This window comes from Micromonospora sp. BS32, assembly GCF_059089345.1.
On record NZ_JBSSHR010000009.1, the window covers coordinates 182,589 to 204,496 of the forward strand.

Sequence of the window (21,908 nt, forward strand, 5' to 3'; positions counted from 1 at the left end):
AGCGCGCCGCGGTGGTTTTCCTTAGACACCGACGGCAAAGGCGTCACCGACGGTCGCAGATTACTCGACCATGACGGGCTCGACCCGGTTGGGGTCACTGTCCGCCCCCATCGGGGGGATCTTGGGCATACCGACGCGATAGCGTGGGCAGTCGTGAGCGCATCCCCGGTCTACCTGGACGCGGCCACGGCCGCACCGCTGCACCCGGTCGCCCGGCAGGCGCTGCTGGCCGCCCTCGACGACGGCTGGGCCGACCCCGCCCGGCTGTACAGCCAGGCCCGCCGGGCCCGCCAGCTCCTCGACGCGGCCCGCGAGGCCACCGCGCAGGCGCTCGGCGTCCGCGCCGACGAACTCTCCTTCACCCCCAGCGGTACGACCGCGGCCCACTCCGCCGTGCTCGGTGCGCTGATCGGACGGCGCCGGGTCGGCGCGACCCTGGTGCACTCCGCGATCGAGCACTCGGCGGTGCTGCACGCCGCCGAACGGCACGTCGCGGCGGGCGGCGCCGCCACCGCGGTGCCGGTGGACCGGCTCGGCCGGCTGGACCGGGCCGCCTGGTCCGACGCGGTCCGGGCGCCGGGTGTGGCGCTCGCCGCACTGATTGCCGCCAGCCACGAGGTGGGCACCGTCCAGCCGGTGGCCGAGGCGGCCGCGACCTGCGCCGACGCCGGGGTGCCGCTCTACGTCGACGCGGCTCAGGTGGTGGGCCGGGTCCCGGTGCCGGCCGGCTGGTCCATCCTGACCGCCAGCGCGCACAAGTGGGGCGGGCCGCCCGGGGTGGGGCTGCTGGTGGTCCGCAAGGGCACCCGCTGGGAGTCGCCCTGGCCGGCCGACGAGCGGGAGTCGGGGCGTACCCCCGGGGTGTTGAACCTGCCCGCGGTGGTGGCGGCGGCGGCGAGCCTGCGCGCCGCGGCGGCCGACGCGGCGGCCGAGGCGGCCCGGCTGGCGCCGCTGGTGGACCGGATCCGGACCCGGGTGGCGGCCGAGGTGCCCGACGTCGAGGTGGTCGGCGACCCGGTCGACCGGCTCCCCCACCTGGTGACCTTCTCGTGCCTCTACGTCGACGGCGAGGCGCTGCTGCACGCGCTGGACCGGCGGGGCTTCGCGGTCTCCTCCGGCTCCTCCTGCACCTCCTCCACGCTGCGCCCCTCGCACGTGCTGGAGGCGATGGGGGTGCTCTCGCACGGCAACGTCCGGGTGTCGCTGCACCGGGAGACGTCGGAGGCGGACGTCGAGCGGTTCCTCACCGAGCTGCCCGGGATCGTCGCCGACCTGCGCGCCGAGGCCGGGGTGGTGGGGCTGTGAGCGAGCCCACCGAGGTCCTGGACTGCCGGGGGCAGCGCTGCCCGCTGCCGGTGATCGGGCTGGCCCGCCGGCTGCCCGAGCTGCCGGTCGGTGCGGTGCTGCGGGTCCTCGCCGACGACCCCGCCGCAGCGGTGGACATCCCCGCCTGGTGCCGGATGCGGGGGCAGGAGTTCGTCGCCGCCAGCCCGGACGGCCCCGGCTACGACGTGCGCCGTAGCCGCTGATCAGTCCAGGTAGCGCAGGATCGCCGGCAGCGGGTCGACGTCGATGGCGGTGTCGACCACCAGCCGGGAGCCGATGATCGGCTCGTACTCGGCCCGGCGGACCAGGGTCTGCTCCCAGGTGGGGGTCAGCTCGTCAGGTTCGGCGGCCAGCCGGGCCTCGACCCGGCGGCGGTGCTCCGCGGTGTCCCCGCAGTGCACCTCGACCATGCGCAGCGGCACCCCGGCGCGCTCGGCCAGGTCGTGCCAGAGCCCCCGGGCGCTGGCCACCGGGTTTACCGCGTCGACCACCACGCTCAGCCCCAGCCCGAGCTGCACCTCGGCGAGCCCGGCCACCGCGCCGTATGCGGCCATCCCCGGCACGTCGCCGACCAGCCCGAACCGGGCCATCGCCCGCTCCACCGGGTCCACCGGCAGCACCGGCGCGCCCAGTGCCGCGCCGACCCGCCCGGCGAGGGTGCTCTTCCCCACTCCGGGCAGGCCGGCGAACGCGACGAGGACCGGACTCACGGCAGCAGGTGCGGCCGCACATCCTCGGCGGCGGCGTCGCCGTACGACTCGGCGAGACGCTTCACGAACAGGTCGCGGCGCACCTCGTACTCCTGGCCGCCGAAGTTCTCCAGCACCAGGGTGGCCAGCAGGCAGCCGACCTGCGCGGCCCGCTCCACCCCGACGCCCCAGTTCAGCGCGGCGAAGAAGCCGGCCCGGAAACCGTCCCCGACACCGGTCGGGTCGATGGCCTGCATCTCCCGGGCGATCGGCACGTGGATGGTGCCGATCTCGCGGCCGGCGATCTGCACACCCTGCTTGCCCAGCGTGGTGACCCGGACCTTGACCCGCTCCAGCAGCTGCTCGTCGCTGAGCCCGGCCTTGCTCTGCAGCAGGGACTTCTCGTACTCGTTGGTCATCAGGTAGTCGGCGCCGTCGATCAGGCCGAGCACGTCCTCGCCGTCCATCCGGGCGAGCTGCTGGGACGGGTCGGCGACGAACGGGTAGCCGCGCTCCCGGCACTCGGCGGAATGCCGGATCATCGCCGCCGGGTCGTTGGCGCTGACCAGCACCAGGTCCAGGCCGCCGAGGCGCTGCGCCACCGGGGCCAGCTCGATGTTGCGGGCCTCGCTCATCGCCCCGGCGTAGAAGGAGGCGATCTGGCACATGTCGGTGTCGGTGGTGCAGACGAAGCGGGCGGTGTGCGCCACCTCGCTGACGTGCACCGAGTCGCAGTCCACCCCGTGCCGCTCCAGCCAGGAGCGGTAGTCGGCGAAGTCGGCGCCGACCGCGCCGAGCAGGACCGGGCTGAGCCCCAGCTGGGCCATGCCGAAGGCGATGTTGGCGGCGGTGCCGCCCCGACGGAGGACCAGCTCGTCCACCAGGAAGGAGAGCGACACCTTGTCGAGCTGGTCGGCGATGAGCTGGTCGGCGAAACGGCCGGGGAAGCTCATCAGGTGGTCGGTCGCGATCGAACCGGTCACGGCGATCTTCATGTCAACCCTCTGGGTCGGGGGCACGGCGCGGGTCAGCCTACCGGTACCGGCATGATCGCGGGTCGCGGTCCGGCCATCGCCCGCTCACCCGCCGGCCGCCCCTCGGCCACCCGCTGGTCAGGGCCGGAAATGACGACGGGGCCGCCCCGGCAGGGGCGGCCCCGGTCGTACGAAGAGCTGCGACTCAGCTGAAGGAGTCGCCGCAGGCGCAGGAGTTGCCCGCGTTCGGGTTGTCGATGGTGAAGCCCTGGGCGTCGATCCGGTCGGCGAAGTCGATGGTCGCGCCGGACAGGTACGGAGCGCTCATCCGGTCGACGACGACCTCGACACCGTCGAAGTCGCTGACGACGTCACCGTCGAGCGAGCGCTCGTCGAAGAAGAGCTGGTACCGCAGGCCGGAGCAGCCACCCGGCTGCACCGCGACCCGGAGCCGCAGGTCTTCGCGGCCCTCCTGCTCGATCAGGGCCTTGACCTTCTGCGCCGCGACGTCGGTGAGGACGACGGAAGTAGGGGCCTGGGCCTCGGTCGACTCGGTCTGCGCTGGCGTGGTCACGTGGAAATCTCCCTGCGCGGTATGGGTCCGGACGCACTGGCCAACGTCGCACGTCGGTCAGTGATTCCCGGTGTGGTCCAGATCCGATCGTACGCCGCTGCGGCCGGGGTCACCCGGGTGGCGTGACCACGGCCGGAAGGTCAGACCCCGACGGGCGGGGTCAGCGGCTCCACTGCCGGGCAAGCCGGGCGCCCAGCGCCCGCAGCCCCTCGGCGGGGCGGCCCATGGCGGCCTCGATCCCGCCGCGCTCCTCGCCGCCGAAGTGCTCCACCAGGCTGTACGCCTCGGTCACCCCGGCGGAGGCGGCCTCCCGCCGACCGGTGCTCACCCGTCCCGCCAGCACCACGCAGGGCACCCCGCGGTCCCGGGCGGCGCCGGCCACCCCGGCGACGACCTTGCCGCGCAGCGACTGGTGGTCGAACGACCCCTCCCCCGTGATCACCAGGTCGGCGGTGTCGAGGGCGGCGTCCAGCCCGATCGCCCGGGTGACCAGGTCGATGCCGGACTCGCAGCGACCGCCGAGGGCGAGGATCGCCGCGCCGAGGCCGCCGGCCGCGCCGCCGCCGGGCAACGCGCCGAGCCCGGGTGGGCAGCCGGGCAGGTCGCGTTCGAGCACCGCCGCCCAGCGTTCCAACGCGGCGTCGAGCAGCAGCACGTCGGCCCGGTCGGCGCCCTTCTGCGGGCCGAAGACGTTGCTGGCGCCGTGCAGCCCGAGCAGCGGGTTGTCCACGTCGGTGGCGGCCACCAGGGTGGCGCCGCGTAGCCGGGGAACGCCGTCGAGCGACGCGACGGCGGCAAGCGCCGCCCCGCCGTACGGCAGGGCCCGGCCGGCGGCGTCGAGCCCGGTGACGCCGAGCGCGGTGAGCAGCCCGGCGCCCCCGTCGTTGGTGCCGGAGCCGCCCAGCCCGATCACCACCGTGCGGGCCCCGTACTCCAGGGCGGCGGTGACCAGCACCCCCAGCCCGTACGAGGTGGTGGCCTTCGGATCCCGCTCGGCGGCGCTGAGCAGGTGCAGCCCGCACGCCTGGGCGCTCTCCAGGTAGGCGGTGCCGTCGCCGGTGAGCAGGATCTCACCGTCAGCCGGCCGGCCCAGCGGGTCGACCGTCGGCACCCCGATCCGCCGACCGCCGAGCGCGTCGGCGAGCACCGCGACGAAGCCGGGGCCGCCGTCCGCCAGCGGGCGGATGAGCAGGTCGTCGGCGGCGGCCACCTCCCGCCAGCCCTCGGCGACCGCGGCGGCCACCTCCCCGGCCCCGAGGGTGCCCGCGAACTTGTCCGGACAGAGCAGCACGCGCATGCCCGCAGTGTGGCAGGCCACATCGGCGGGGGGCAGTGTGGCAGCACACACCGGCGGAGCCGGTACGGCCGGCGCGCTGTGGGACCATGGACGGCGTGACTTCGACCTGGGTGGAACCCTCCAACACCGCGACTGCGCTGCTGCTCCTCGGCCGCGGCAGCGACCCCGCCACCGAGCGTGGCGTGGAGTGTCCGGGCGACCTGCCGGCGCCGAGCGACCCCGACCTGGTGGCCCGCGCCGCGGCCGCCAAGGCGGCGCTCGGCACGAAGGTGTTCGTGCTGGGCCACCACTACCAGCGCGACGAGGTGATCCAGTTCGCCGACGTGACCGGCGACTCGTTCAAGCTGGCCCGTGAGGCGGCGGCCCGCCCCGACGCGGAGTACATCGTCTTCTGCGGCGTGCACTTCATGGCCGAGAGCGCCGACATCCTCACCTCGGACGCGCAGAAGGTGATCCTGCCCGACCTGGCGGCCGGCTGCTCGATGGCCGACATGGCGGTGCTGTCGCAGGTCGAGACGGCCTGGGACGTGCTGACCGAGCTGGGCATCGCCGGCGACACGGTCCCGGTGACGTACATGAACTCCTCGGCGGACATCAAGGGCTTCGTCGGGCGCAACGGCGGCGTGGTCTGCACCTCGTCCAACGCGCGACGCGCCCTGGAGTGGGCGTACGAGCAGGGTTCGAAGGTCTTCTTCTTCCCCGACCAGCACCTGGGCCGCAACACGGCGGTGCTGGAGATGGGCCTCTCCCTGGACGACTGCGTGCTCTACGACCCGCACAAGCCGAACGGCGGGCTCACCGCGGAGCAGCTGCGCGACGCGAAGATGATCCTCTGGCGCGGGCACTGCTCGGTGCACGGCCGGTTCACCCTCGACAGCGTCAACGACGTCCGGGAGCGGGTGCCGGGGGTCAACGTGCTGGTGCACCCGGAGTGCCGGCACGAGGTGGTCACCGCCGCCGACCAGGTGGGCTCCACGGAATACATCATCAAGACCATCGAGGCGGCCCCGGCCGGTTCGGCCTGGGCCGTCGGCACGGAGCTCAACCTGGTGCGCCGGTTGGCGCTGGCCCACCCGGACAAGCAGATCATGTTCCTCGACAAGGCGGTCTGCTACTGCTCGACGATGAACCGGATCGACCTGCCGCACCTGGTCTGGGCGCTGGAGGAGCTGGTCGCCGGTCGGGTGGTCAACCAGATCACCGTCGACCCGGACACCGCGCACCACGCCCGGGTGGCACTGGACCAGATGCTCGCCCTGCCGGGCGTCGACACCCCGCCGCCCGCGGCGGCCTGATCACCGACGGTCACATCGCTGGTACGGATACGCGCCGGAAACCCCGGTTCGTGCCGTGGCTGGCGATGTGACCGATTCCCTTTTCGTCACCGAGGGCTATGCTGCCGGGGCGACGACACACGGGGATCCCGTTTCGGTCCGGTCCCCCTCGGGTAGCTCGACTGCCTGCCCGACCATCGACTTTCACATGCACCACCCGACGCGCGCTGGAGGTTGCGTTGACGGACGACGTCCTGGTCGTACACGGAGGTACTCCGCTGGAAGGGCGGATCCGCGTGCGCGGCGCGAAGAACCTGGTCTCGAAGGCGATGGTCGCCGCCCTGCTGGGCGACTCCCCCAGCCGGCTGTTCGACGTGCCGAAGATCCGTGACGTCGAGGTGGTCCGTGGGCTGCTCGGCCTGCACGGGGTGAAGGTGACCGACGGCGCGGAGGACGGCGAGCTCGTCTTCGACCCGTCGAACGTCGAGAGCGCCAGCACCGACCAGATCAACGTGCACGCCGGCTCCAGCCGGATCCCGATCCTGTTCTGCGGCCCGCTGCTGCACCGGCTGGGCCACGCGTTCATCCCGGACCTGGGCGGCTGCCACATCGGGCCGCGTCCGATCGACTTCCACCTCCAGGCGCTGCGCGAGTTCGGCGCGACCGTGGAGAAGACCCCGGAGGGGCTGCACCTGTCGGCGCCCAACGGGCTGCACGGCACCAAGTTCGCCCTGCCGTACCCGAGCGTGGGCGCGACCGAGCAGGTGCTGCTCACGGCGGTGATGGCCGAGGGCGTCACCGAGCTGCGCAACGCCGCCGTCGAGCCGGAGATCATCGACCTGATCTGCATCCTGCAGAAGATGGGCGCGATCATCAAGGTCCACACCGACCGGGTGATCGAGATCCAGGGTGTGAAGAAGCTGCACGGCTACACCCACCGGCCGATCCCGGACCGGATCGAGGCGGCGAGCTGGGCGGCGGCCGCGCTGGCCACCCGCGGCGACGTCGAGGTGCTCGGCGCGCAGCAGGCCGACATGATGACCTTCCTGAACATCTTCCGCTCGGTCGGCGGCGAGTACGAGGTCACCGACGCCCGCCCGCCGAAGCTGGGCGACCCGGGCCAGGAGGGCGGCATCCGGTTCTGGCACCCGGGCGGCGAGCTGAACGCCGTGGCGCTGGAGACCGACGTGCACCCCGGCTTCATGACCGACTGGCAGCAGCCCCTCGTCGTCGCGCTGACCCAGGCCCGCGGCCTGTCGATCGTCCACGAGACGGTCTACGAGCAGCGGCTGGGCTACACCGAGGCGCTGAACACCATGGGCGCCAACATCCAGGTCTACCGCGACTGCCTCGGCGGCACCCCGTGCCGCTTCGGCCGGCGCAACTTCAAGCACTCCGCGGTGATCGCCGGCCCGAGCAAGCTGCACGCGGCCGACCTGGTCATCCCGGACCTGCGCGCCGGGTTCAGCCACCTCATCGCGGCGCTCGCGGCCGAGGGCACCTCCCGGGTTTACGGCGTCGACCTGATCAACCGCGGCTACGAGGACTTCGAGGCGAAGCTGGCCAGCCTCGGCGCGCACGTCGAGCGGCCGTAACAGACCTCACCTGAGCTCGTCGAGCGCCCGGTGCACCGTGATGTGCACCGGGCGCCGTCGTTTGGCTACTCTTCACCTCGTGCCCTCGCTGTTTCGCCGCAAGTCCGCCGACTCCGACTCCTCCGCCACCGTGGTGACCGAGGAGCAGCCCGCCGCGCGTGCCCGGGGTTACACCCCGAGCAAGAAGGAGCTGGGCCGGGAGACCCCGAAGCGCCCGGTCGCCGGCCGCCGCCCGGCCGGCCCGGTCCGGCCGCTGACCAAGGAAGAGGCCCGGGAGCAGCGCCGCAAGGCGCGCGCCGAGGCCGCGGCGGAGTTCCGCCGCGAGGGCGGCCCGCGCGACCGCGGCCCGGAGCGGCAGATGGCCCGCAACGTGGTCGACTCCCGGCGTACGGTCGGCACCTGGTTCTTCGGCGGCGCGCTGATCGTGCTGATCGGGTCGAACGCGGCGATGCCGCCGGCCGTCCGGCTCGCCTCGAACCTGCTCTGGGGCGCCCTCGCGCTCGGCGTGGTGGTCGACTCGGTGCTGATCTCCCGCAAGATCAAGAAGTTGGTCGCGGAGCGGTTCCCGAAGAGCGGCGAGCGGATGGGCTCGCTCTACCTCTACGCGATCATGCGGTCGATCACCTTCCGCCGGATGCGCGCGCCGGCGCCGCAGGTCAACATCGGCGACCCGATCTGAGTCGGTCCGACGGTCTCCAGGCCCCTTCCCGCCGCCGCGGGGAGGGGCCTCGTCACGCCACCCCGAGCAGGCGCAGCAGCGCGGTGGTTCCGGCCGCGGCGACCACCACCAGGACGAAGGGCGCCCCGCGCCAGGCCAGCACCAGCCCGACCAGCACGCCGGCCGGTCGGGCGTAGCCGGCGAAGCCGCCGGCCTCGGTCAGCGCGGCGGTGGCGGCCAGCGCGGCCAGCAGCGCGGCGGCCCCGATCGGGAGCAGCCGGCGGGACCAGTCCGGCAGGTCCAGCCGGTCGCGGAGCAGCACCCCGGCCGCCCGGAAGCCGTAGGTGCCGGCGGCCAGGGCGAGGATCACGGCGATCAGCACGACGGCTCCCCCACCGGCACGGTCCGGTCCGGCCCGTCGGCGGTGCCGGCCGGGCTGGACCGGAGGGCGCGCACTGCGGGGACGAGCAGGCCGGCGAGCGCGAGCAGCACCGGTAGGCCGGCCGGCAGCACCGGGGTGGCCAGCACCGCCAAGCCGGCGCCGCCCAACGCCACGAACCGGGTCTCGCGATCCCGCAGCGTCGGCAGCAGCAGAGCGGCGAGCCCGGCCGGGAAGGCGGCGTCCAGGCCCAGGGCGGCCGGGTCGCCCACCGCCCCGCCGGCGAGCACGCCGAGCAGGGTACCGGCGTTCCAGGCCAGGAAGAGCAGCGGCCCGGCCAGCCAGAACGCCCGCTGGCGCGGTTCGCCGGCCGGGCGGGCGAGCGCGAAGGCGGTGGCCTCGTCGGTCATCAGGTGGCTGCCGAGCAGCCGACGCCACCGTTGGACGCCAAGGCTGTCCCCCAGCGTCAGGCCGAACGGCAGGTGCCGGGCATTGAGCAGCAGGCCCGCCAGCACGGCGGCCAGCGGGCTGCCCGCGGCCACCAGGCCCACCGCCATGAACTGGGCGCCACCGGCGTAGACGAGCACCGACATGGTGACGGCGGCCCAGCCGGGCACACCGGCGGCGACGGCGACGGCGCCGAAGGAGGCGCCGACGGCGACCATCGCCGCGCCGATGGCCGCGACATCGCGCAGCGGCCCGGCGGCCGGCGTTCGTTGTACCGTACGCATGGTTCATCATGATGAACGCGCTCACCAGCGTTCGTCAAACCGAACATCTCGACCACTGGAGCGAACATGCCGGCCGACTCCGCGCCCCCGCTGGCCACCATCGCCGCCGCGCTGCGCCACGAACGCCAGCGGGCAGGCATCTCCCTCACCGAGCTGGCCCGGCGCGCCGGGATCGCCAAGTCGACCCTGTCCCAGCTGGAGTCCGGCGCGGGCAACCCGAGCGTCGAGACGCTCTGGGCGCTCGGCGTCGCGCTCGGCGTACCCTTCAGCCGCCTGGTCGAGCCGCCCCCGGCCGCCGTACGCGTGGTCCGGGTCGGCGAGGGCCCCCGGATCCGCTCGGAGCACGCCGACTTCACCGGCACCCTGCTCGCCGCCGGCTCGACGCACGCCCGCCGCGACGTCTACCTGATCGAGCTGGAGCCGGGCGCGGTACGGATCGCGCAGCCGCACACCCCGCGCAGCATCGAGCACGTCGTGGTCGCCGCCGGCCGGATGCGGGTCGGCCCGGAGTCGGACCTGGTGGAACTCGGCCCCGGCGACTACGCCACCTTCCCCGGCGACGCACCCCACCGGTACGAGGCGCTGGCCCCCGGCAGCTTCGCGGTCCTCGTGATGGAGCACCCCTGACCCTCGCCGGGTCAGCCAGGCAGCCGCGGCTCCGGCGCCGGGGCCCGGTAGAGCCGGGCCACCACCGCCTCGATGTCCGGCTCCACGATCGAGATGTCCCGCAGCGCGGCCAGCCCGGCCAGCCCCGCGACCACCTCGGCCACCCCGGCCGACTCCAGCGCGTAGACCAGCCGCCGGCCGTCGGCCTCGACCCGGTGCAACGGCGCGCCGACCAGCTTCGGCGGCACCGCCAGCGCGGCGTCCAGCTCGGCGACGACCAGACGGCGCGAGCCGTACCGGGCGTGCAGGTCGGCGATCGACCCGTCGTGCATCACCCGACCGTGGTCGATCACCACCAGCCGCCGGCAGAGCCGCTCGATGTCGGCCAGGTCGTGTGTGGTCAACACCAGGGTGGTGTCGCCGGCCCGGCCCAGCTCGGCGAGGAAGTCCCGGACCGCATGCTTGCTGACCACGTCCAGCCCGATGGTCGGCTCGTCGAGGAAGAGCACCTCCGGCCCGTGCAGCAGGGCGGCGCTCAGCTCGCCGCGCATCCGCTGCCCCAGCGAGAGCTGCCGGACCGGGGTGTCCAGGAACGCGTCCAGGTCGAGCAGCTCCCGGCAGCGGCGCAGCCGGACGGCGTGGTCGCCGGCCGGCACCCGGTAGACGTGCCGCAGCAGGTCGAACGAGTCCCGCAGCGGCAGGTCCCACCAGAGCTGGGACCGCTGGCCGAAGACCACCCCGATCCGCAACGCCAGCCGGGTGCGCTCCGGCACCGGCCGCAGCCCGCACACCCGCGCCTCACCGGCCGAGGGGGTCAGCACGCCGGTGAGCATCTTCAGCGTGGTGGACTTGCCCGCGCCGTTCGGGCCGATGTAGCCGAGCATCTCGCCCCGCTCGACCCGCAGGTCGATGCCGTCGACCGCGGTGACCGTCCGCTTCTCGCGGCGCAGCCGGCCGGCCTTCACCCGTACCGTGAAGTCCTTGCGCAGCCCGTGCAGCTCGATGACGCTCATGACCCCGTACTCCGGTAGTGGCGGACCCCGGCGCGCCAGGCGGCGGCCGCGCCGGTGGCGGCGACCAGCGCGACCCCCGGCGCGGCCCACCCCGCCCAGGGCGGCAGGCCCAGCGGATCGGGCCGGCCGAGCAGCGCCAGCGCGGGCTGGTAGCTGACGAAGGCGAACCCCAGCCCGTACGCGAAGGTCGCGCGGAACCAGCCCTCGAAGACGGTGACGGGGTACGTGGTGAACTCCTTCCCGCCGTAGGTGACGGAGGCGCCCAGCTCCCCCGACTCCACCCAGAGGAACGACACCGTGGCGGTGGCCACGAAGATCGAACCGAAGAAGACCACCCCGGCCAGCGGGGCGACGACGGCGAGCGCCACCCGGGCGGGCGTCCAGTCGATCCCGGCGGTGGCCAGCGCCACCACCAGCACGGCCAGGCCGAACAGCGCCCGGGAGATCTTGCGCACCGGCAGGTCCATCAGCAGCAGCTGCGGCAGCGCGCCGAGCGGCCGGACCAGCACCGCGTCGAACAGCCCGGTGCGTACGTAGCGGGGCAGCCGTTCGATGTTGCCGACCAGCAGGTCGGCGGTGGCGAACGCGGCGGCGGAGAGGCCCACCATGACCAGCGTCTCGTGCAGGCTGAAGCCGCCCAGCGCGCGGGTCACCCGGTAGAGCACCAGGATGGCGACCACGTCGAAGACGGTGGCCCCGACGTTGCCCACCAGGTCGACCACGAAGGACGTCCGGTAGGCCGCCTGGGACCGGGCCTGCGCGCCGAGCAGGGCCCGGTAGGCCGCCAGGGTGCCCGGCGTCTCAGCCACCCTGCACCACCAGGCGACGCTCGGCGCGGCGCTGCACCAGCCGGCACAGGGCCAGGATCACGACCGTCCAGGCCAGCTGGAGGACGACCAGGCCGAGCTGGGTGGCCGGTGGGACCCGTTCGACCAGCACGTCGAGCGGGGTCTGCAGCAGGCTCGGGAAAGGGGTGCCGACCCAGAGCACCCACTGCAGCCACCCGGGCAGGAAGCGCAACGGGAAGTAGAGCCCGGCCAGCACCCCGGAGCCGAGCGTCCAGAGGATCATCGCGCCGCGGACGTCCTGCAACCAGTACGCGCTGGCGTTGACCAGGAACCGGCAGCCGAAGCAGAGCACCACCGCGGTGACCGCGGAGAGCAGGAACAGCGGGACGGTCGGCCAGCGGGCGGGCAGGTGCACGTCGAAGAAGAGCGCCCCCACCAGCAGCGGCGGGAGCAGCCGGGTCGGCACGGCGTACCCGGCGCGACCCAGGTCGGCGGCGAGGTAGCTGGTCACCGGGTGGACCGGCCGGAGCAGGTCGCTGGCGATGTCACCGGTGCGGATCCGGTCGGCGAGCTCGGTCCAGCCCCAGAGCAGGATGACCGCGATCATGCCCTGCCCGGCCCAGACGAACGTGGCGAGCTGCGCCCGGTCGTAGCCGGCCACGCCGCCCGCGCTGCCGACCACGGCGAGCAGGACGGAGCAGCGCAGGAACCCGAAGACGGAGTTGGTGACGACACCGGCCAGGGCCGCCTGCCGGTAGGTGGCGTATCGTCTGAAGCCGGAACCGGATATCGCCCGGAATGTCCGGAACCATCGGATAACGTTTGAGTCCGTGGGCGGTGCCACAGTGGCGGTGACCGAGCCCACGCCGTTACCCTCCATCCGCAGCCAAGCCGTGTCGGAGCGGGGGACTCTACCGGCACCGGGGGCGCCCGGCACGACAATTTGCAACGAGGTGACACCGCCGTGAGCGAGCGACGCGAGCCGGCCATCGGGGCGCGCCGCACGAGCGGCGATGGAGTCCGGAGATGACGGGCGGTTACCGCGACCGCTGGCGCGACCCGGGGGAACCCTCCTGGGTGGTCGAACCGACCAGCGAGTGGCACCCCCAGTTCCCCGGCCAGCGCTACCCCGGCGACATCGGCGCCCGGCACCCGGCACCGCCCGTCCCGCGCGGACGGGCCGCCGTGGTCGCCCCCGCCGAGGTGCCCCCGCTCGCCCCCACCCGGCCCGACGGCACGTACCTCGGGCGGTCCTGGGCCGACGAGGACGAGGCGCCGCCGCGCCGGGACAGCCGCCCCGCCGACGAGCGGCGCGCCGCCGACGAGCCGTACCGCCGGCCGGCCGACGGGCCCGTCTGGCAGCGGGAGCGACGCCGCCCCGAGCCCGACCGGCACGACGAGCGACCCGGCTGGTCCGACCCGCGACCCGGGCCGGCCGAGGAGTACCGGGAGGCGGCCTGGCAGCGCGACCGCGTTGACCGGCACGACACCCGCCCGTCCCGCCCCGAGCGCACCCCCGCCCCGGGCGTCGCACCGGTCTCGCCGGGCCCCCGCCCGGAGCCGGCTCGCGCCGACGTCGGCCGGGCCGCCGAACCCGGCTGGATGCCCGAGCCCGACGAGGCCGTTCCGCACCGCCGATCCGCCGCGCCCGAGCACTCCGGGTACGGCCGCCGACCCGCCGACGACGGCCGGGGCCGCGCCGACCCGTACGAGCAGCAGCCGGCCGCCCGATACCGGGCCGAGCGGGACGCCCCGGGGCGCTACCGCGACGACGAGTCCCGCTGGCAGCCCCGCCGCGATCACGACGAGCGCCCGGCCGCCCGCGGGTACGACCCCGACGACGGCCGACGTTCCGCCCCGTATCGCCCCGAGGACCGCGGGACGCTCCAGCGCGGCTACGACGAGCGCCGCCACGACGAACGCCCCGGGTACGACGAGCGCCGCGACCAGGATGGCCGCCACGACGCACGACCCGCCGTCAACGGGCGCGCCGCCGTCGACGGGCGACCCAATGGCGACGGGCGGCCCGCGCACGACCGGTGGCAGGTTCCCGGCGGATCGCCGGCCCACGACGGGCGGCCGGCACACGACGGGCGGCCGGCACACGACGGGCGGGCCGGCGGCGAAGTCCGTCGCGAGCCCGAGCGGCGGGACCGCGACGACCGCCCCGGCCGCGACGAGCACCGTCTTCACGACGACCGCCGTCTTGACGACGAACGCCGTAGTCAGGGTGAACGCCGTGGTCACGACGAACGCCCTGGTCAGGGTGAACGCCGTGGTCACGACGAACGCCCTGGTCAGGGTGAACGCCGTGGTCAGGACGAACGCCCTGGTCAGGGTGAGCGCCGTGCTCAGGACGAGCGCCGGCCGGAACCGCGCGAGGCGGCCGCCCGCGCGGAGGCGTACCCGGATCGCCGCTCGCGCGAGGAGGTCCGGCCCGCCGAGGCGTACCGCGGACCGTGGGACCGGCCCGACGCGGACCGGGACGGGTCCCGCTGGCCGGCGCCCGGCCCGGAACGGCCGGAGCCCGGCCACGACGGCCGGCGTGCGGAGCGGCACCGCCAGGCCGAGCCGGTACCGCCGCATCGGCCGGATCCCCGGCCGTCCTGGCACGAGGAGCGACCCGCTGCCCGGGCGGCGACCTCCCGGCCGGTCTCCGGCGCCCCCGTCTCCGGCGGTCCGGCGTCGGGTCGTCCGGTCTCCGGTGGCCCGGTCTCGGGCCCTCCGGTGTCCGGCGTGCCGACGCCGCCGGTCCCGTTCCCCGGCGCGCCCGTCTCCGGCTCCCCGGTCTCCGGCGCGCCCATCTCCGGAGCCCCGGTGTCGGGTCGACCGGTGTCCGGTGCCCCCGTCTCCGGCTCCCCGGTGTCGGGCGTGCCGACCTCCGGTGCGCCGACGTCCGGCGGTCGCGAGCCCGATGCCTTCCGGCGCGGCGCGCGGCAGCAGGATCTGGACCGGCCGCCGGTCCCGCCGGCCACGAGAGGGCCGGTGCCACCGACCTCCGGCGGCATGCCCGCCCGCCGGGACAGGCACGCCGCGCCCGACGAGGCCACGCCGGTGTCCGGACCCCCGGCCGCCCGGCTCCGGGTGGAGTTCGTGCCGCTGCCGGAGACGAACGACCGGCCGACCCCACCGGCCGACCCCGCGCCGCCCGCGCAGCGGCCCCGCACCGACGCGCCGGCCCCGGGACAGCCCGGCCGCGAGGCCACCGCGCCGCGCACGCCCGCGCCGCCGGCCGCCCCGACCTCGCCGGCCGCCCCGGCACGGCCGGCCGCCCCGGCACCGCCCGGACAGCCCGTCGGCGCCGAAGCCCGGGCGCCCGTGCGCCCCGCGTCGCCCGGCCCGAACGGCCCCGCAGCCGCCGGACCGTCCAACGCCCCGGCGCTCGAGATCACGCCCGACCGGCCCCGCCGCTACGTACCGCCAGCGCCCACTCCGGAGCCGGCGGCCCCGCCGGCGGCCGCCCGGCCTGCGGAACGCAACACCTCGGAAGCCTGGTTCCAACCCGCCCGGCCGACGCCGACCTCGACCGGGCAGGACCGGTCGTCGCCGCGACCGGGCGACGACGACGCCGGAGCGGGTGCCGCACCCACCGCGCCCCCGTCGTCGCGGCGGCCCGACCACGGCGGGACCAGCGCCAACGGTCCCAGCGTTCCGGACGGGCCCGGACCCCAGCGCTCCTCCGCACCGCCGGCCCGACCGGTGTCGGCACCACCGTCCACCTTGACCGCGGCCGACACCGCCCCGGCCGGCGACCTCCCGTCGGTCGACACGCCATCTGTCACGGACGGCAGGGTTCCGGCCTGGCCGGTCCCTGCGCCGCCCGCGACCGACGAGGACCGAGTCCGTCCGGTGTCGGGACCGCCGGCCGAGGCGCCGGCATCGTGGGCGCGGACCGCGGCAGCTCCGGCTCCGGTCGACTCCTCACCCGCTCCCCCGGCATCCGTCGAGCCGACCGGTCCGGCGCAGGTCCCCACCCCGCCGGCCCCGAGCTGGGCACCGTCGGCCCCCGTCTCCGGGCCGCCGGCCCAGGTCTCCGGGCCACCGGCACCGATCTCCGCGCCGCTCGCGCGGCCCTGGGAACCCGCCGCCCCGGTCTCGGACCCACCGATGCAGGTCTCCGCCCCGCCGGCGCAGGTCTCCACGCCGCCGGCCCCAGCCCCCGCATCGCCGGGATGGGCCGACGAGGCGTCGACGTGGGCGAGGGCCGACGAGGCGTCCGCGCCGGTGTCCGCGCCGCCCCCAGTGGTCCCGCCACCCCCGGCGGACGAGCCGGTGGCGGCCCGGCCGGTCTCCGCACCGCCCTCCCCCGGCCCGGCCGACGAGCCGGCCCCGACGGCGACCACCGACGGACCGGCGCTGGCCGCCACGCCGGCCGACGAGCCGGCTTCGGTGTCCGCTGCGCCGGCCGACGAGCCGGAGCGGACAGCCCGCGACGCGTCGACCTCCGGCACCGAAGGTGCCGTCGGCGAGCAGCCGGAACAACCGGCGGCGGGGGTTCGGCCGGTCTCCGCGCCCCCCGGCCTGGAGCAGCCCGCGTCGCCGTCCCCGGCCGGCGACCGGGAGCCGCCGGTCGCCGGGGACGCAACACCGCCCCCGAAGCCCTTCCCGAACGGCGACCCGGAGCAGATCCTCGCCGGGTACCACTGGCGACTCGACCCGGAGACGCTGCGCGAGGTCGTCGACGACCCCGACGAGCTGCGGATGATTCGGCGGCGGCTGACCGAGAAGCTCGGCGCGTCCCTGGACAACCGCGCCCGCGCCCGGCTGCTCAGCCTGCGCGCCGTGGTCTCCCGCCTGGTGGACGACCTGGACGACGCGCTGGCCGACGGCCGGCTCGCGCTCACCTACGCCGAGGCGACCAGCGAGCTGCGGCGGACCGCGTTGGCCCGGGCGCGGTTGGCCGAGGTGCTGCGCTGGAAGGGCGAGTTCGCCGAGGCGGACCGGCTCTTCGCCGAGGCCAACTCGACGGAGCTGCCGGCCCGGCTCCGGGCGGCCCTGCACGAGCACGCCGGCCGGTCCTGCTACGACCAGGGCCGGCTGATGGAGGCCTGCGAACACTTCGAGCGGGCGCTGGGCCTGCACCGCGCCGAGGACCCGGAACTCACCGGGCGGATCCGGGTCGCACTGGACGCCGTACACGTCCGGGCGGCGGCGGGCGGCGGCTTCGGGCCGTACCCCCGGGGGGCGGAGGAGGTGCGGCGCGGGCGCCGGTCGCCGGTGCCCACCCACGACGGCGCCCTGGACCGCTGGGGGTACGCGGACGCCGACGGCGAGCTGGCGCTCGGCTACCAGTTCGCCGCGGCCCAGCCGTTCGCCGACGGGATGGCGTGGGTACGCCGCCCCGACGCGCCGGGCTGGGAGCTGATCGACGAGAGCGGGAACACCCTGCTCGGCCCGTCGTACGCGGCGGTGCGGCCCTTCTCCGACGGGCTGGCCTGGGTCTCACCCGAAGGCGGCACGGACTGGACGGCGATCGAGCCGGACGGCACGGAGGCGGTGCCGCCGGGCTTCGACGAGGTCCGGCCGTTCGTCGGCGGCGTGGCGGCGGTCCGCCGGGGCGGCTGGGGCGCGGTGGACCGCAACGGGCGAATGGTCGTCCGGCCGCAGTACCACGGGTTCGCCACCGCGCTGGTCGACGGTCGCCGGATCGACGGCTTCACCGCCGAGGGGCTGGCGGTGCTCGACGCCGGCGGCCGGCGGGGCGTGGTGGACCGGCGCGGGAAGTGGGTCGTCCCGCCGGAGCATCCGGCGATCGTGATCCACCCGGTGGCGTTCCTGGTGGCCGACGCCGCGGGCCGCTGGGGCGCGCTGGACCGGGGCGGCGCGCCGCTGATCGACCCGGGGCACCCGAGCCCCGACGCGGTCGTCGCCGAGCTCGACCTGCTGCTCACCGACACCCACCCGGTGCTCTGAGCCACCCACCGACGCGCCGTCCGGTGACCATGATCGGGCGGGGCTAGGGTCGGGGTATGGAATTCCGACACCTAGGCCGCTCCGGCCTGCTGGTCAGTGAGATCTCGTACGGCAACTGGATCACCCACGGCTCCCAGGTGGAGGAGGACGCGGCGCTGGCCTGCGTCCGGGCCGCCCTGGACACCGGCATCACCACCTTCGACACCGCCGACGTGTACGCCGGCACCCGCGCCGAGGAGGTGCTCGGCAAGGCCCTCGCGGGCGAGCGCCGAGAGGGCGTCGAGGTGTTCACCAAGGTCTTCTGGCCGACCGGCCCGGGCCGCAACGACCGGGGCCTGTCCCGCAAGCACATCATGGAGTCGATCAACGGCTCGCTGCGCCGGCTGCGCACCGACTACGTGGACCTCTACCAGGCCCACCGGTACGACTACAGCACGCCGCTGGAGGAGACGATGGAGGCCTTCGCCGACATCGTGCACGCCGGCAAGGCGCACTACATCGGCGTCTCCGAGTGGAAGGCGTCGCAGCTGCGGGAGGCCCACAAGCTCGCCCGTGAGCTGCGCATCCCGCTGGTCTCCAACCAGCCGCAGTACTCGATGCTGTGGCGGGTCATCGAGACCGAGGTGGTCCCGGCGAGCGAGGAGCTGGGCATCGGCCAGATCGTCTGGTCGCCGATGGCGCAGGGTGTGCTCTCCGGCAAGTACCAGCCGGGTCAGCCGCCGCCGGCCGGCTCCCGGGCCACCGACGAGAAGTCCGGCGCCGGGTTCATCGCCCAGTGGCTGACCGACGAGGTGCTGACCCGCGTGCAGCGGCTCAAGCCGCTGGCCGAGCAGGCCGGGCTGACCATGCCGCAGCTCGCCATCGCCTGGGTGCTGCAGAACCCGAACGTCTCCTCGGCGATCGTCGGGGCGTCCCGCCCGGAGCAGGTGCACGACAACGTCAAGGCGGCCGGCGTGAAGCTCGACGCGGACCTGATGAAGGCGATCGACGAGATCGTCGAGCCGGTCACCGAGCGCGACGCGGCGAAGACCGAGAGCCCGGCCCAGCGGCCGTGACGTTTCCCCGGGTCGGCGCGGCGTCCGCGCCGACCCGGGCCCTTTCCGGGGGTACGCCGAGCCTGACGCGCCCCGCCGCTGCGCGGCGGCTCCCGGTGACCCGTGACCCGGTGGCCCGTGACCCGGTGGCCCGTGACCCGGCGGCCGGTGGCCCGGCGCGGTCCGGGTGGAGACGATCGACCGCTACAGACTTGATGACGTGGACGAATCAGTAGCCGACCGATTCGTCCACGTCATCAAGTTCGTAGCGTCCGCGCGCAAACGTCCGGGAGGGGTCAGCCCTGCCAGAAGCGGATCAGGTCGAGGCCGGCGGCGTAGAGCCACGACGGCAGGCCCAGCGCGTCGCCGACCGCGAAGACCGCGCCGAAGAACCAGCCGCCGATGCGCGGGTTCCACAGCAGCGCGAAGAGCAGGATGAAGCCGTACGGCGCGAACAGGTCGTACATCCGGCGCCACTGCGGGTTCAGCCAGGGCTGGATCATGTTGCCGCCGTCCAGGCCCGGCACCGGGAGCAGGTTGAGCACGCTCGCGGTGAGCTGGAGGAACGCCAGCAGCGCCACCCCGGCCCAGAACTCGATCGGCCCGCCCACCCCGATGCCGACCCGCAGCACCGCCACCAGCACCAGCGTGAACAGCACGTTGGTGGCCGGACCGGCGAGGCTGACCAGGGTGTGCCGCAGCCGACCCGGGATGGCGTGCCGGTCCACCCAGACCGCCCCACCGGGCAGGCCGATGCCGCCGAGCAGCACCACCACCACCGGCAGCACGATCGACAGCAGCGGGTGGGTGTACTTGAACGGGTTGAGCGTCAGGTAGCCGCGGTGCGCGATGTCCCGGTCGCCGGCCCGGAACGCGACCACCGCGTGCGCGTACTCGTGCAGGCAGAGCGAGACCAGCCAGCCCGAGACGACGAAGAGGAAGACGTCGAAGCGGACGCTGCCGAACCGGTTCCAGGCCATCACCCCGCTGGCCGCGAAGAGCGCCACCAGGGCGAGGAAGACCGGGCTGGGCCGGAACGCCGCCCGGGGCACACCGAGCACGAGCGGTTCGCCCGGGCGGTCGTACGCCATCACTCCGCCGTCGGCAGCAGGCTCATCCGGTACTCCACCCGGTCGTCCTCGACGAGCGCGACCGAGGTGACGCCGGACGCCGCGAGCTCCCGCCAGGTTTGGCCGATCCAGGACTCGGCGTCCGCCTGGCTGCCGAACGTCTCAGCCGGTCCGTCGACCGTCGCGCCGTCCGTGCCCTCGTACCGCCAGCTCCACGCCATGCCGCGTCTCCCCTCGCCGCTCACCGTCCCCCGGGGACGGAACCTCCGCAAGCGTAGTCGGCCGCCCGCCGAACGGCCCGACCCTCGCCCCGGGTGATCACCTCCGTGGGTCCCGGCCGGTACGGTGACGCGGTGCTGACTCGAGGGGTGTTGCTCGGTGACCGGTACCGGCTGAACGAACGGGTGGCCACCGGCGGCATGGGCGCGGTCTGGCGGTGCGTCGACACCCTGCTCGAACGCGAGGTGGCGGTGAAGGTGATGCTGCCCGAGCTGCTGGAGGACCCGGAGTTCAGCACCCGGTTCCACGCCGAGGCCCGGATGCTGGCCGCGCTGCGGCACCCGGGGATCGTCGCGGTGCACGACTTCGGCACGGCGACGCTCGCCGACGGCAGCCGGGTCAGCTACCTGGTGATGGCGTACGTCGACGGGGAACCGCTCTCCGCCTGGGTACGTCGGGCCGGTCGGCTCGACCCGGCCTCGACCATGTCGGTGGTGGCGCAGGCCGCCGGGGCGCTGCACGCCGCTCACCTCGCCGGCATCGTGCACCGGGACGTGAAGCCGGCCAACCTGCTGGTCGGGCGGGACGGCAACGTGGTGCTGGTGGACTTCGGCATCGCCCGGTCCACCGCCACGGCCGGCATCACCGCGGCGCACATGGTGCTCGGCACCGCGTCGTACATGTCGCCGGAGCAGGCCATCGGCCAGCCGGTCTCGCCGGCCACCGACACGTACGCGCTCGGCGCGCTGGCCTACTTCTGCCTGGCCGGGCAGCCACCGTTCGCCGGCGACAACCCGCTGCAGGTGGCGCTGCGGCACGCCCAGGACGCCCCGCCGCCGCTGCCGCCGGACACCCCGCCCGCGGTCGCGGCGGTGGTCGAACGGGCCCTGGCCAAGCGGCCGGCCGACCGCTGGCCGAGCGCCCAGGCGTTCGCCGGTGCGGCCCTGGACGCCCGGGACGCCACCCTGGCCGTCCTCCCCGCGCCGCCCCGCCCGCCCTGGGCGCTGGGCGGCCCGCAGGCCGTCCCGGCCCCCGCGGGCACCCCCACGGGCGGTGCGAGCACCAGCGGGGGCATCCTCACGGGCGGTGGGAGCACCGGCGGGCACATCCCCACGGGCGGTGCGAACACCGGCGGGGACACCCCGACAGGCGGCGGCACCGGGACGGGCGGTGTCGCGCCGACCCGCGAGGACCAGGCCGGGCCGTCCGCCCGGCGCCGGCTCGCCCTGATCGCCGTGGGCGGGGTGGTCGCCGCGCTGGCCGTCGCGGGCGGCGCGCTGGCCGCGTTCGGCCCGGACGAACCGGCCGCCGGCCGAGGGGCGGAGCTGACCGCCGAGTCGGCGGTGCCCGCGCCGGCGGTGCCGAGCCCGGGCGTCACCCGGGCCGGCGGGCGGCCGCGGCCCACCGGAAGCCCCACCGGCTCCCGCCCACCGTCGGCCCCCGCCGAGGGCCCCGCACCGGCGGCCACCCGGCCGACCACCGGGCCGACCGGCACCGCCCCGGCGACCGTCGACCCGGCCCCGGGCGCGACCACCACCACCGCGCCCGCACCGGGCGCGACGACCACCCGGCCCGCCACGCCCAACCAGTACACCGCGGGTCAGGTCTGCGGCAGCGGGTACCAGGTGATCGACTCGGCGACGCTGACCGCGGGCGGCGTCCGGCAGGGGCGGGTGTACCTGCTGTGGAACGAGGCGGCGAAGGCCAACTGCGTGGTCACCCTCAAGGAGACGGCGGTCGGCGAGCCGACGGCCGCCGCGGCGTACCT

Annotated in this window: 19 protein-coding genes and 1 pseudogene; 9 read left to right on the forward strand and 11 right to left on the reverse strand. The window is 75.3% G+C overall.

The window, feature by feature from the left end:
- The first annotated feature begins 153 nt into the window (after nucleotides 1–153).
- Both AC5RWQ_RS16300 and AC5RWQ_RS16305 read left to right on the forward strand, forming a co-directional pair.
- Nucleotides 154–1,305: a cysteine desulfurase family protein gene (locus AC5RWQ_RS16300; protein WP_494283563.1), complete on the forward strand. Its 1,152-nt coding sequence runs from the start codon at nucleotides 154–156 to the stop codon at nucleotides 1,303–1,305.
- Nucleotides 1,302–1,529: a sulfurtransferase TusA family protein gene (locus tag AC5RWQ_RS16305; protein ID WP_494283564.1), complete on the forward strand. Its 228-nt coding sequence runs from the start codon at nucleotides 1,302–1,304 to the stop codon at nucleotides 1,527–1,529. Before AC5RWQ_RS16300 ends, AC5RWQ_RS16305 begins: the two co-directional genes overlap by 4 nt.
- Here the strand turns inward: AC5RWQ_RS16305 and AC5RWQ_RS16310 are convergent, their stop codons facing one another.
- The 4 genes from AC5RWQ_RS16310 to AC5RWQ_RS16325 form a co-directional block, all read right to left on the reverse strand.
- Nucleotides 1,530–2,036: a P-loop nucleotide/nucleoside kinase family protein gene (locus AC5RWQ_RS16310; RefSeq protein WP_494283565.1), complete on the reverse strand. Its 507-nt coding sequence runs from the start codon at nucleotides 2,034–2,036 to the stop codon at nucleotides 1,530–1,532.
- Nucleotides 2,033–3,010 carry a carbohydrate kinase family protein gene (locus AC5RWQ_RS16315; protein ID WP_334490480.1) on the reverse strand — a complete coding sequence of 326 codons (978 nt, stop codon included), beginning with the start codon at nucleotides 3,008–3,010 and terminating at the stop codon, nucleotides 2,033–2,035. The genes AC5RWQ_RS16310 and AC5RWQ_RS16315 overlap by 4 nt, the downstream gene beginning before the upstream one ends.
- 184 nt (nucleotides 3,011–3,194) lie before the next feature.
- Nucleotides 3,195–3,563 carry an iron-sulfur cluster insertion protein ErpA gene (gene erpA, locus AC5RWQ_RS16320; protein ID WP_334490478.1) on the reverse strand — a complete coding sequence of 123 codons (369 nt, stop codon included), beginning with the start codon at nucleotides 3,561–3,563 and terminating at the stop codon, nucleotides 3,195–3,197.
- Between the two features lie 160 nt (nucleotides 3,564–3,723).
- Nucleotides 3,724–4,860 carry a glycerate kinase family protein gene (locus tag AC5RWQ_RS16325; protein WP_494283566.1) on the reverse strand — a complete coding sequence of 379 codons (1,137 nt, stop codon included), beginning with the start codon at nucleotides 4,858–4,860 and terminating at the stop codon, nucleotides 3,724–3,726.
- 95 nt (nucleotides 4,861–4,955) lie between these two features.
- On the opposite strand from AC5RWQ_RS16325, the gene nadA reads away from it, so the two are divergent.
- From nadA to AC5RWQ_RS16340, 3 genes are all read left to right on the forward strand, one after another.
- Nucleotides 4,956–6,155: a quinolinate synthase NadA gene (gene nadA / locus AC5RWQ_RS16330; protein WP_494283567.1), complete on the forward strand. Its 1,200-nt coding sequence runs from the start codon at nucleotides 4,956–4,958 to the stop codon at nucleotides 6,153–6,155.
- Between the two features lie 218 nt (nucleotides 6,156–6,373).
- Complete coding sequence (gene murA / locus AC5RWQ_RS16335; RefSeq protein WP_494283568.1) at nucleotides 6,374–7,729, forward strand: UDP-N-acetylglucosamine 1-carboxyvinyltransferase; 1,356 nt, start codon at nucleotides 6,374–6,376, stop codon at nucleotides 7,727–7,729.
- Nucleotides 7,730–7,769: 40 nt separating this feature from the next.
- Entirely contained in the window at nucleotides 7,770–8,408 is a 639-nt protein-coding gene (locus AC5RWQ_RS16340) for a DUF3043 domain-containing protein (RefSeq protein WP_494283569.1), read from the forward strand.
- 52 nt (nucleotides 8,409–8,460) lie between these two features.
- Here the strand turns inward: AC5RWQ_RS16340 and AC5RWQ_RS16345 are convergent, their stop codons facing one another.
- Nucleotides 8,461–8,769: an AzlD domain-containing protein gene (locus AC5RWQ_RS16345; protein WP_494283570.1), complete on the reverse strand. Its 309-nt coding sequence runs from the start codon at nucleotides 8,767–8,769 to the stop codon at nucleotides 8,461–8,463.
- Nucleotides 8,763–9,497: an AzlC family ABC transporter permease gene (locus AC5RWQ_RS16350; RefSeq protein ID WP_494283571.1), complete on the reverse strand. Its 735-nt coding sequence runs from the start codon at nucleotides 9,495–9,497 to the stop codon at nucleotides 8,763–8,765. The genes AC5RWQ_RS16345 and AC5RWQ_RS16350 overlap by 7 nt, the downstream gene beginning before the upstream one ends.
- 66 nt (nucleotides 9,498–9,563) lie before the next feature.
- Between AC5RWQ_RS16350 and AC5RWQ_RS16355 the strand changes: the two genes are divergently transcribed.
- Nucleotides 9,564–10,124 carry a helix-turn-helix domain-containing protein gene (locus AC5RWQ_RS16355; protein ID WP_494283572.1) on the forward strand — a complete coding sequence of 187 codons (561 nt, stop codon included), beginning with the start codon at nucleotides 9,564–9,566 and terminating at the stop codon, nucleotides 10,122–10,124.
- Nucleotides 10,125–10,135: 11 nt separating this feature from the next.
- On the opposite strand, the gene AC5RWQ_RS16360 is transcribed toward AC5RWQ_RS16355, so the two are convergent.
- Genes AC5RWQ_RS16360 through AC5RWQ_RS16370 form a run of 3 tightly spaced genes read right to left on the reverse strand, consistent with a single transcriptional unit; the run spans nucleotide 10,136 to nucleotide 12,769 of the window.
- Complete coding sequence (locus AC5RWQ_RS16360) at nucleotides 10,136–11,116, reverse strand: ABC transporter ATP-binding protein (protein ID WP_494283573.1); 981 nt, start codon at nucleotides 11,114–11,116, stop codon at nucleotides 10,136–10,138.
- Nucleotides 11,113–11,925 (reverse strand): ABC transporter permease, encoded by an 813-nt coding sequence (locus AC5RWQ_RS16365; protein ID WP_494283574.1) that lies wholly within the window; start codon nucleotides 11,923–11,925, stop codon nucleotides 11,113–11,115. The genes AC5RWQ_RS16360 and AC5RWQ_RS16365 overlap by 4 nt, the downstream gene beginning before the upstream one ends.
- Nucleotides 11,918–12,769 (reverse strand): ABC transporter permease, encoded by an 852-nt coding sequence (locus AC5RWQ_RS16370; protein WP_494283575.1) that lies wholly within the window; start codon nucleotides 12,767–12,769, stop codon nucleotides 11,918–11,920. The genes AC5RWQ_RS16365 and AC5RWQ_RS16370 overlap by 8 nt, the downstream gene beginning before the upstream one ends.
- A 161-nt stretch (nucleotides 12,770–12,930) precedes the next feature.
- Here AC5RWQ_RS16370 and AC5RWQ_RS16375 point away from each other — a divergent pair, with 161 nt between their 5' ends.
- Entirely contained in the window at nucleotides 12,931–17,817 is a 4,887-nt protein-coding gene (locus AC5RWQ_RS16375) for a WG repeat-containing protein (RefSeq protein ID WP_494283576.1), read from the forward strand.
- A 56-nt stretch (nucleotides 17,818–17,873) separates the two neighbouring features.
- Nucleotides 17,874–18,872, forward strand: a complete 999-nt coding sequence (locus tag AC5RWQ_RS16380) for an aldo/keto reductase family protein (protein ID WP_494283577.1) — start codon at nucleotides 17,874–17,876, stop codon at nucleotides 18,870–18,872.
- Nucleotides 18,873–19,147: 275 nt separating this feature from the next.
- Here the strand turns inward: AC5RWQ_RS16380 and AC5RWQ_RS16385 are convergent, their stop codons facing one another.
- Together AC5RWQ_RS16385 and AC5RWQ_RS16390 are read right to left on the reverse strand one after the other, a co-directional pair.
- Complete coding sequence (locus AC5RWQ_RS16385) at nucleotides 19,148–19,942, reverse strand: site-2 protease family protein (RefSeq protein ID WP_494283578.1); 795 nt, start codon at nucleotides 19,940–19,942, stop codon at nucleotides 19,148–19,150.
- Nucleotides 19,942–20,142, reverse strand: coding sequence for a hypothetical protein (locus AC5RWQ_RS16390; RefSeq protein WP_334493921.1), 201 nt, complete (start codon nucleotides 20,140–20,142; stop codon nucleotides 19,942–19,944). The genes AC5RWQ_RS16385 and AC5RWQ_RS16390 overlap by 1 nt, the downstream gene beginning before the upstream one ends.
- Before the next feature lie 132 nt (nucleotides 20,143–20,274).
- On the opposite strand from AC5RWQ_RS16390, the pseudogene AC5RWQ_RS16395 reads away from it, so the two are divergent.
- Nucleotides 20,275–21,150 (forward strand): annotated as a pseudogene (locus tag AC5RWQ_RS16395) (serine/threonine-protein kinase); the annotation flags it as partial.
- Between the last annotated feature and the right edge of the window lie 758 nt (nucleotides 21,151–21,908).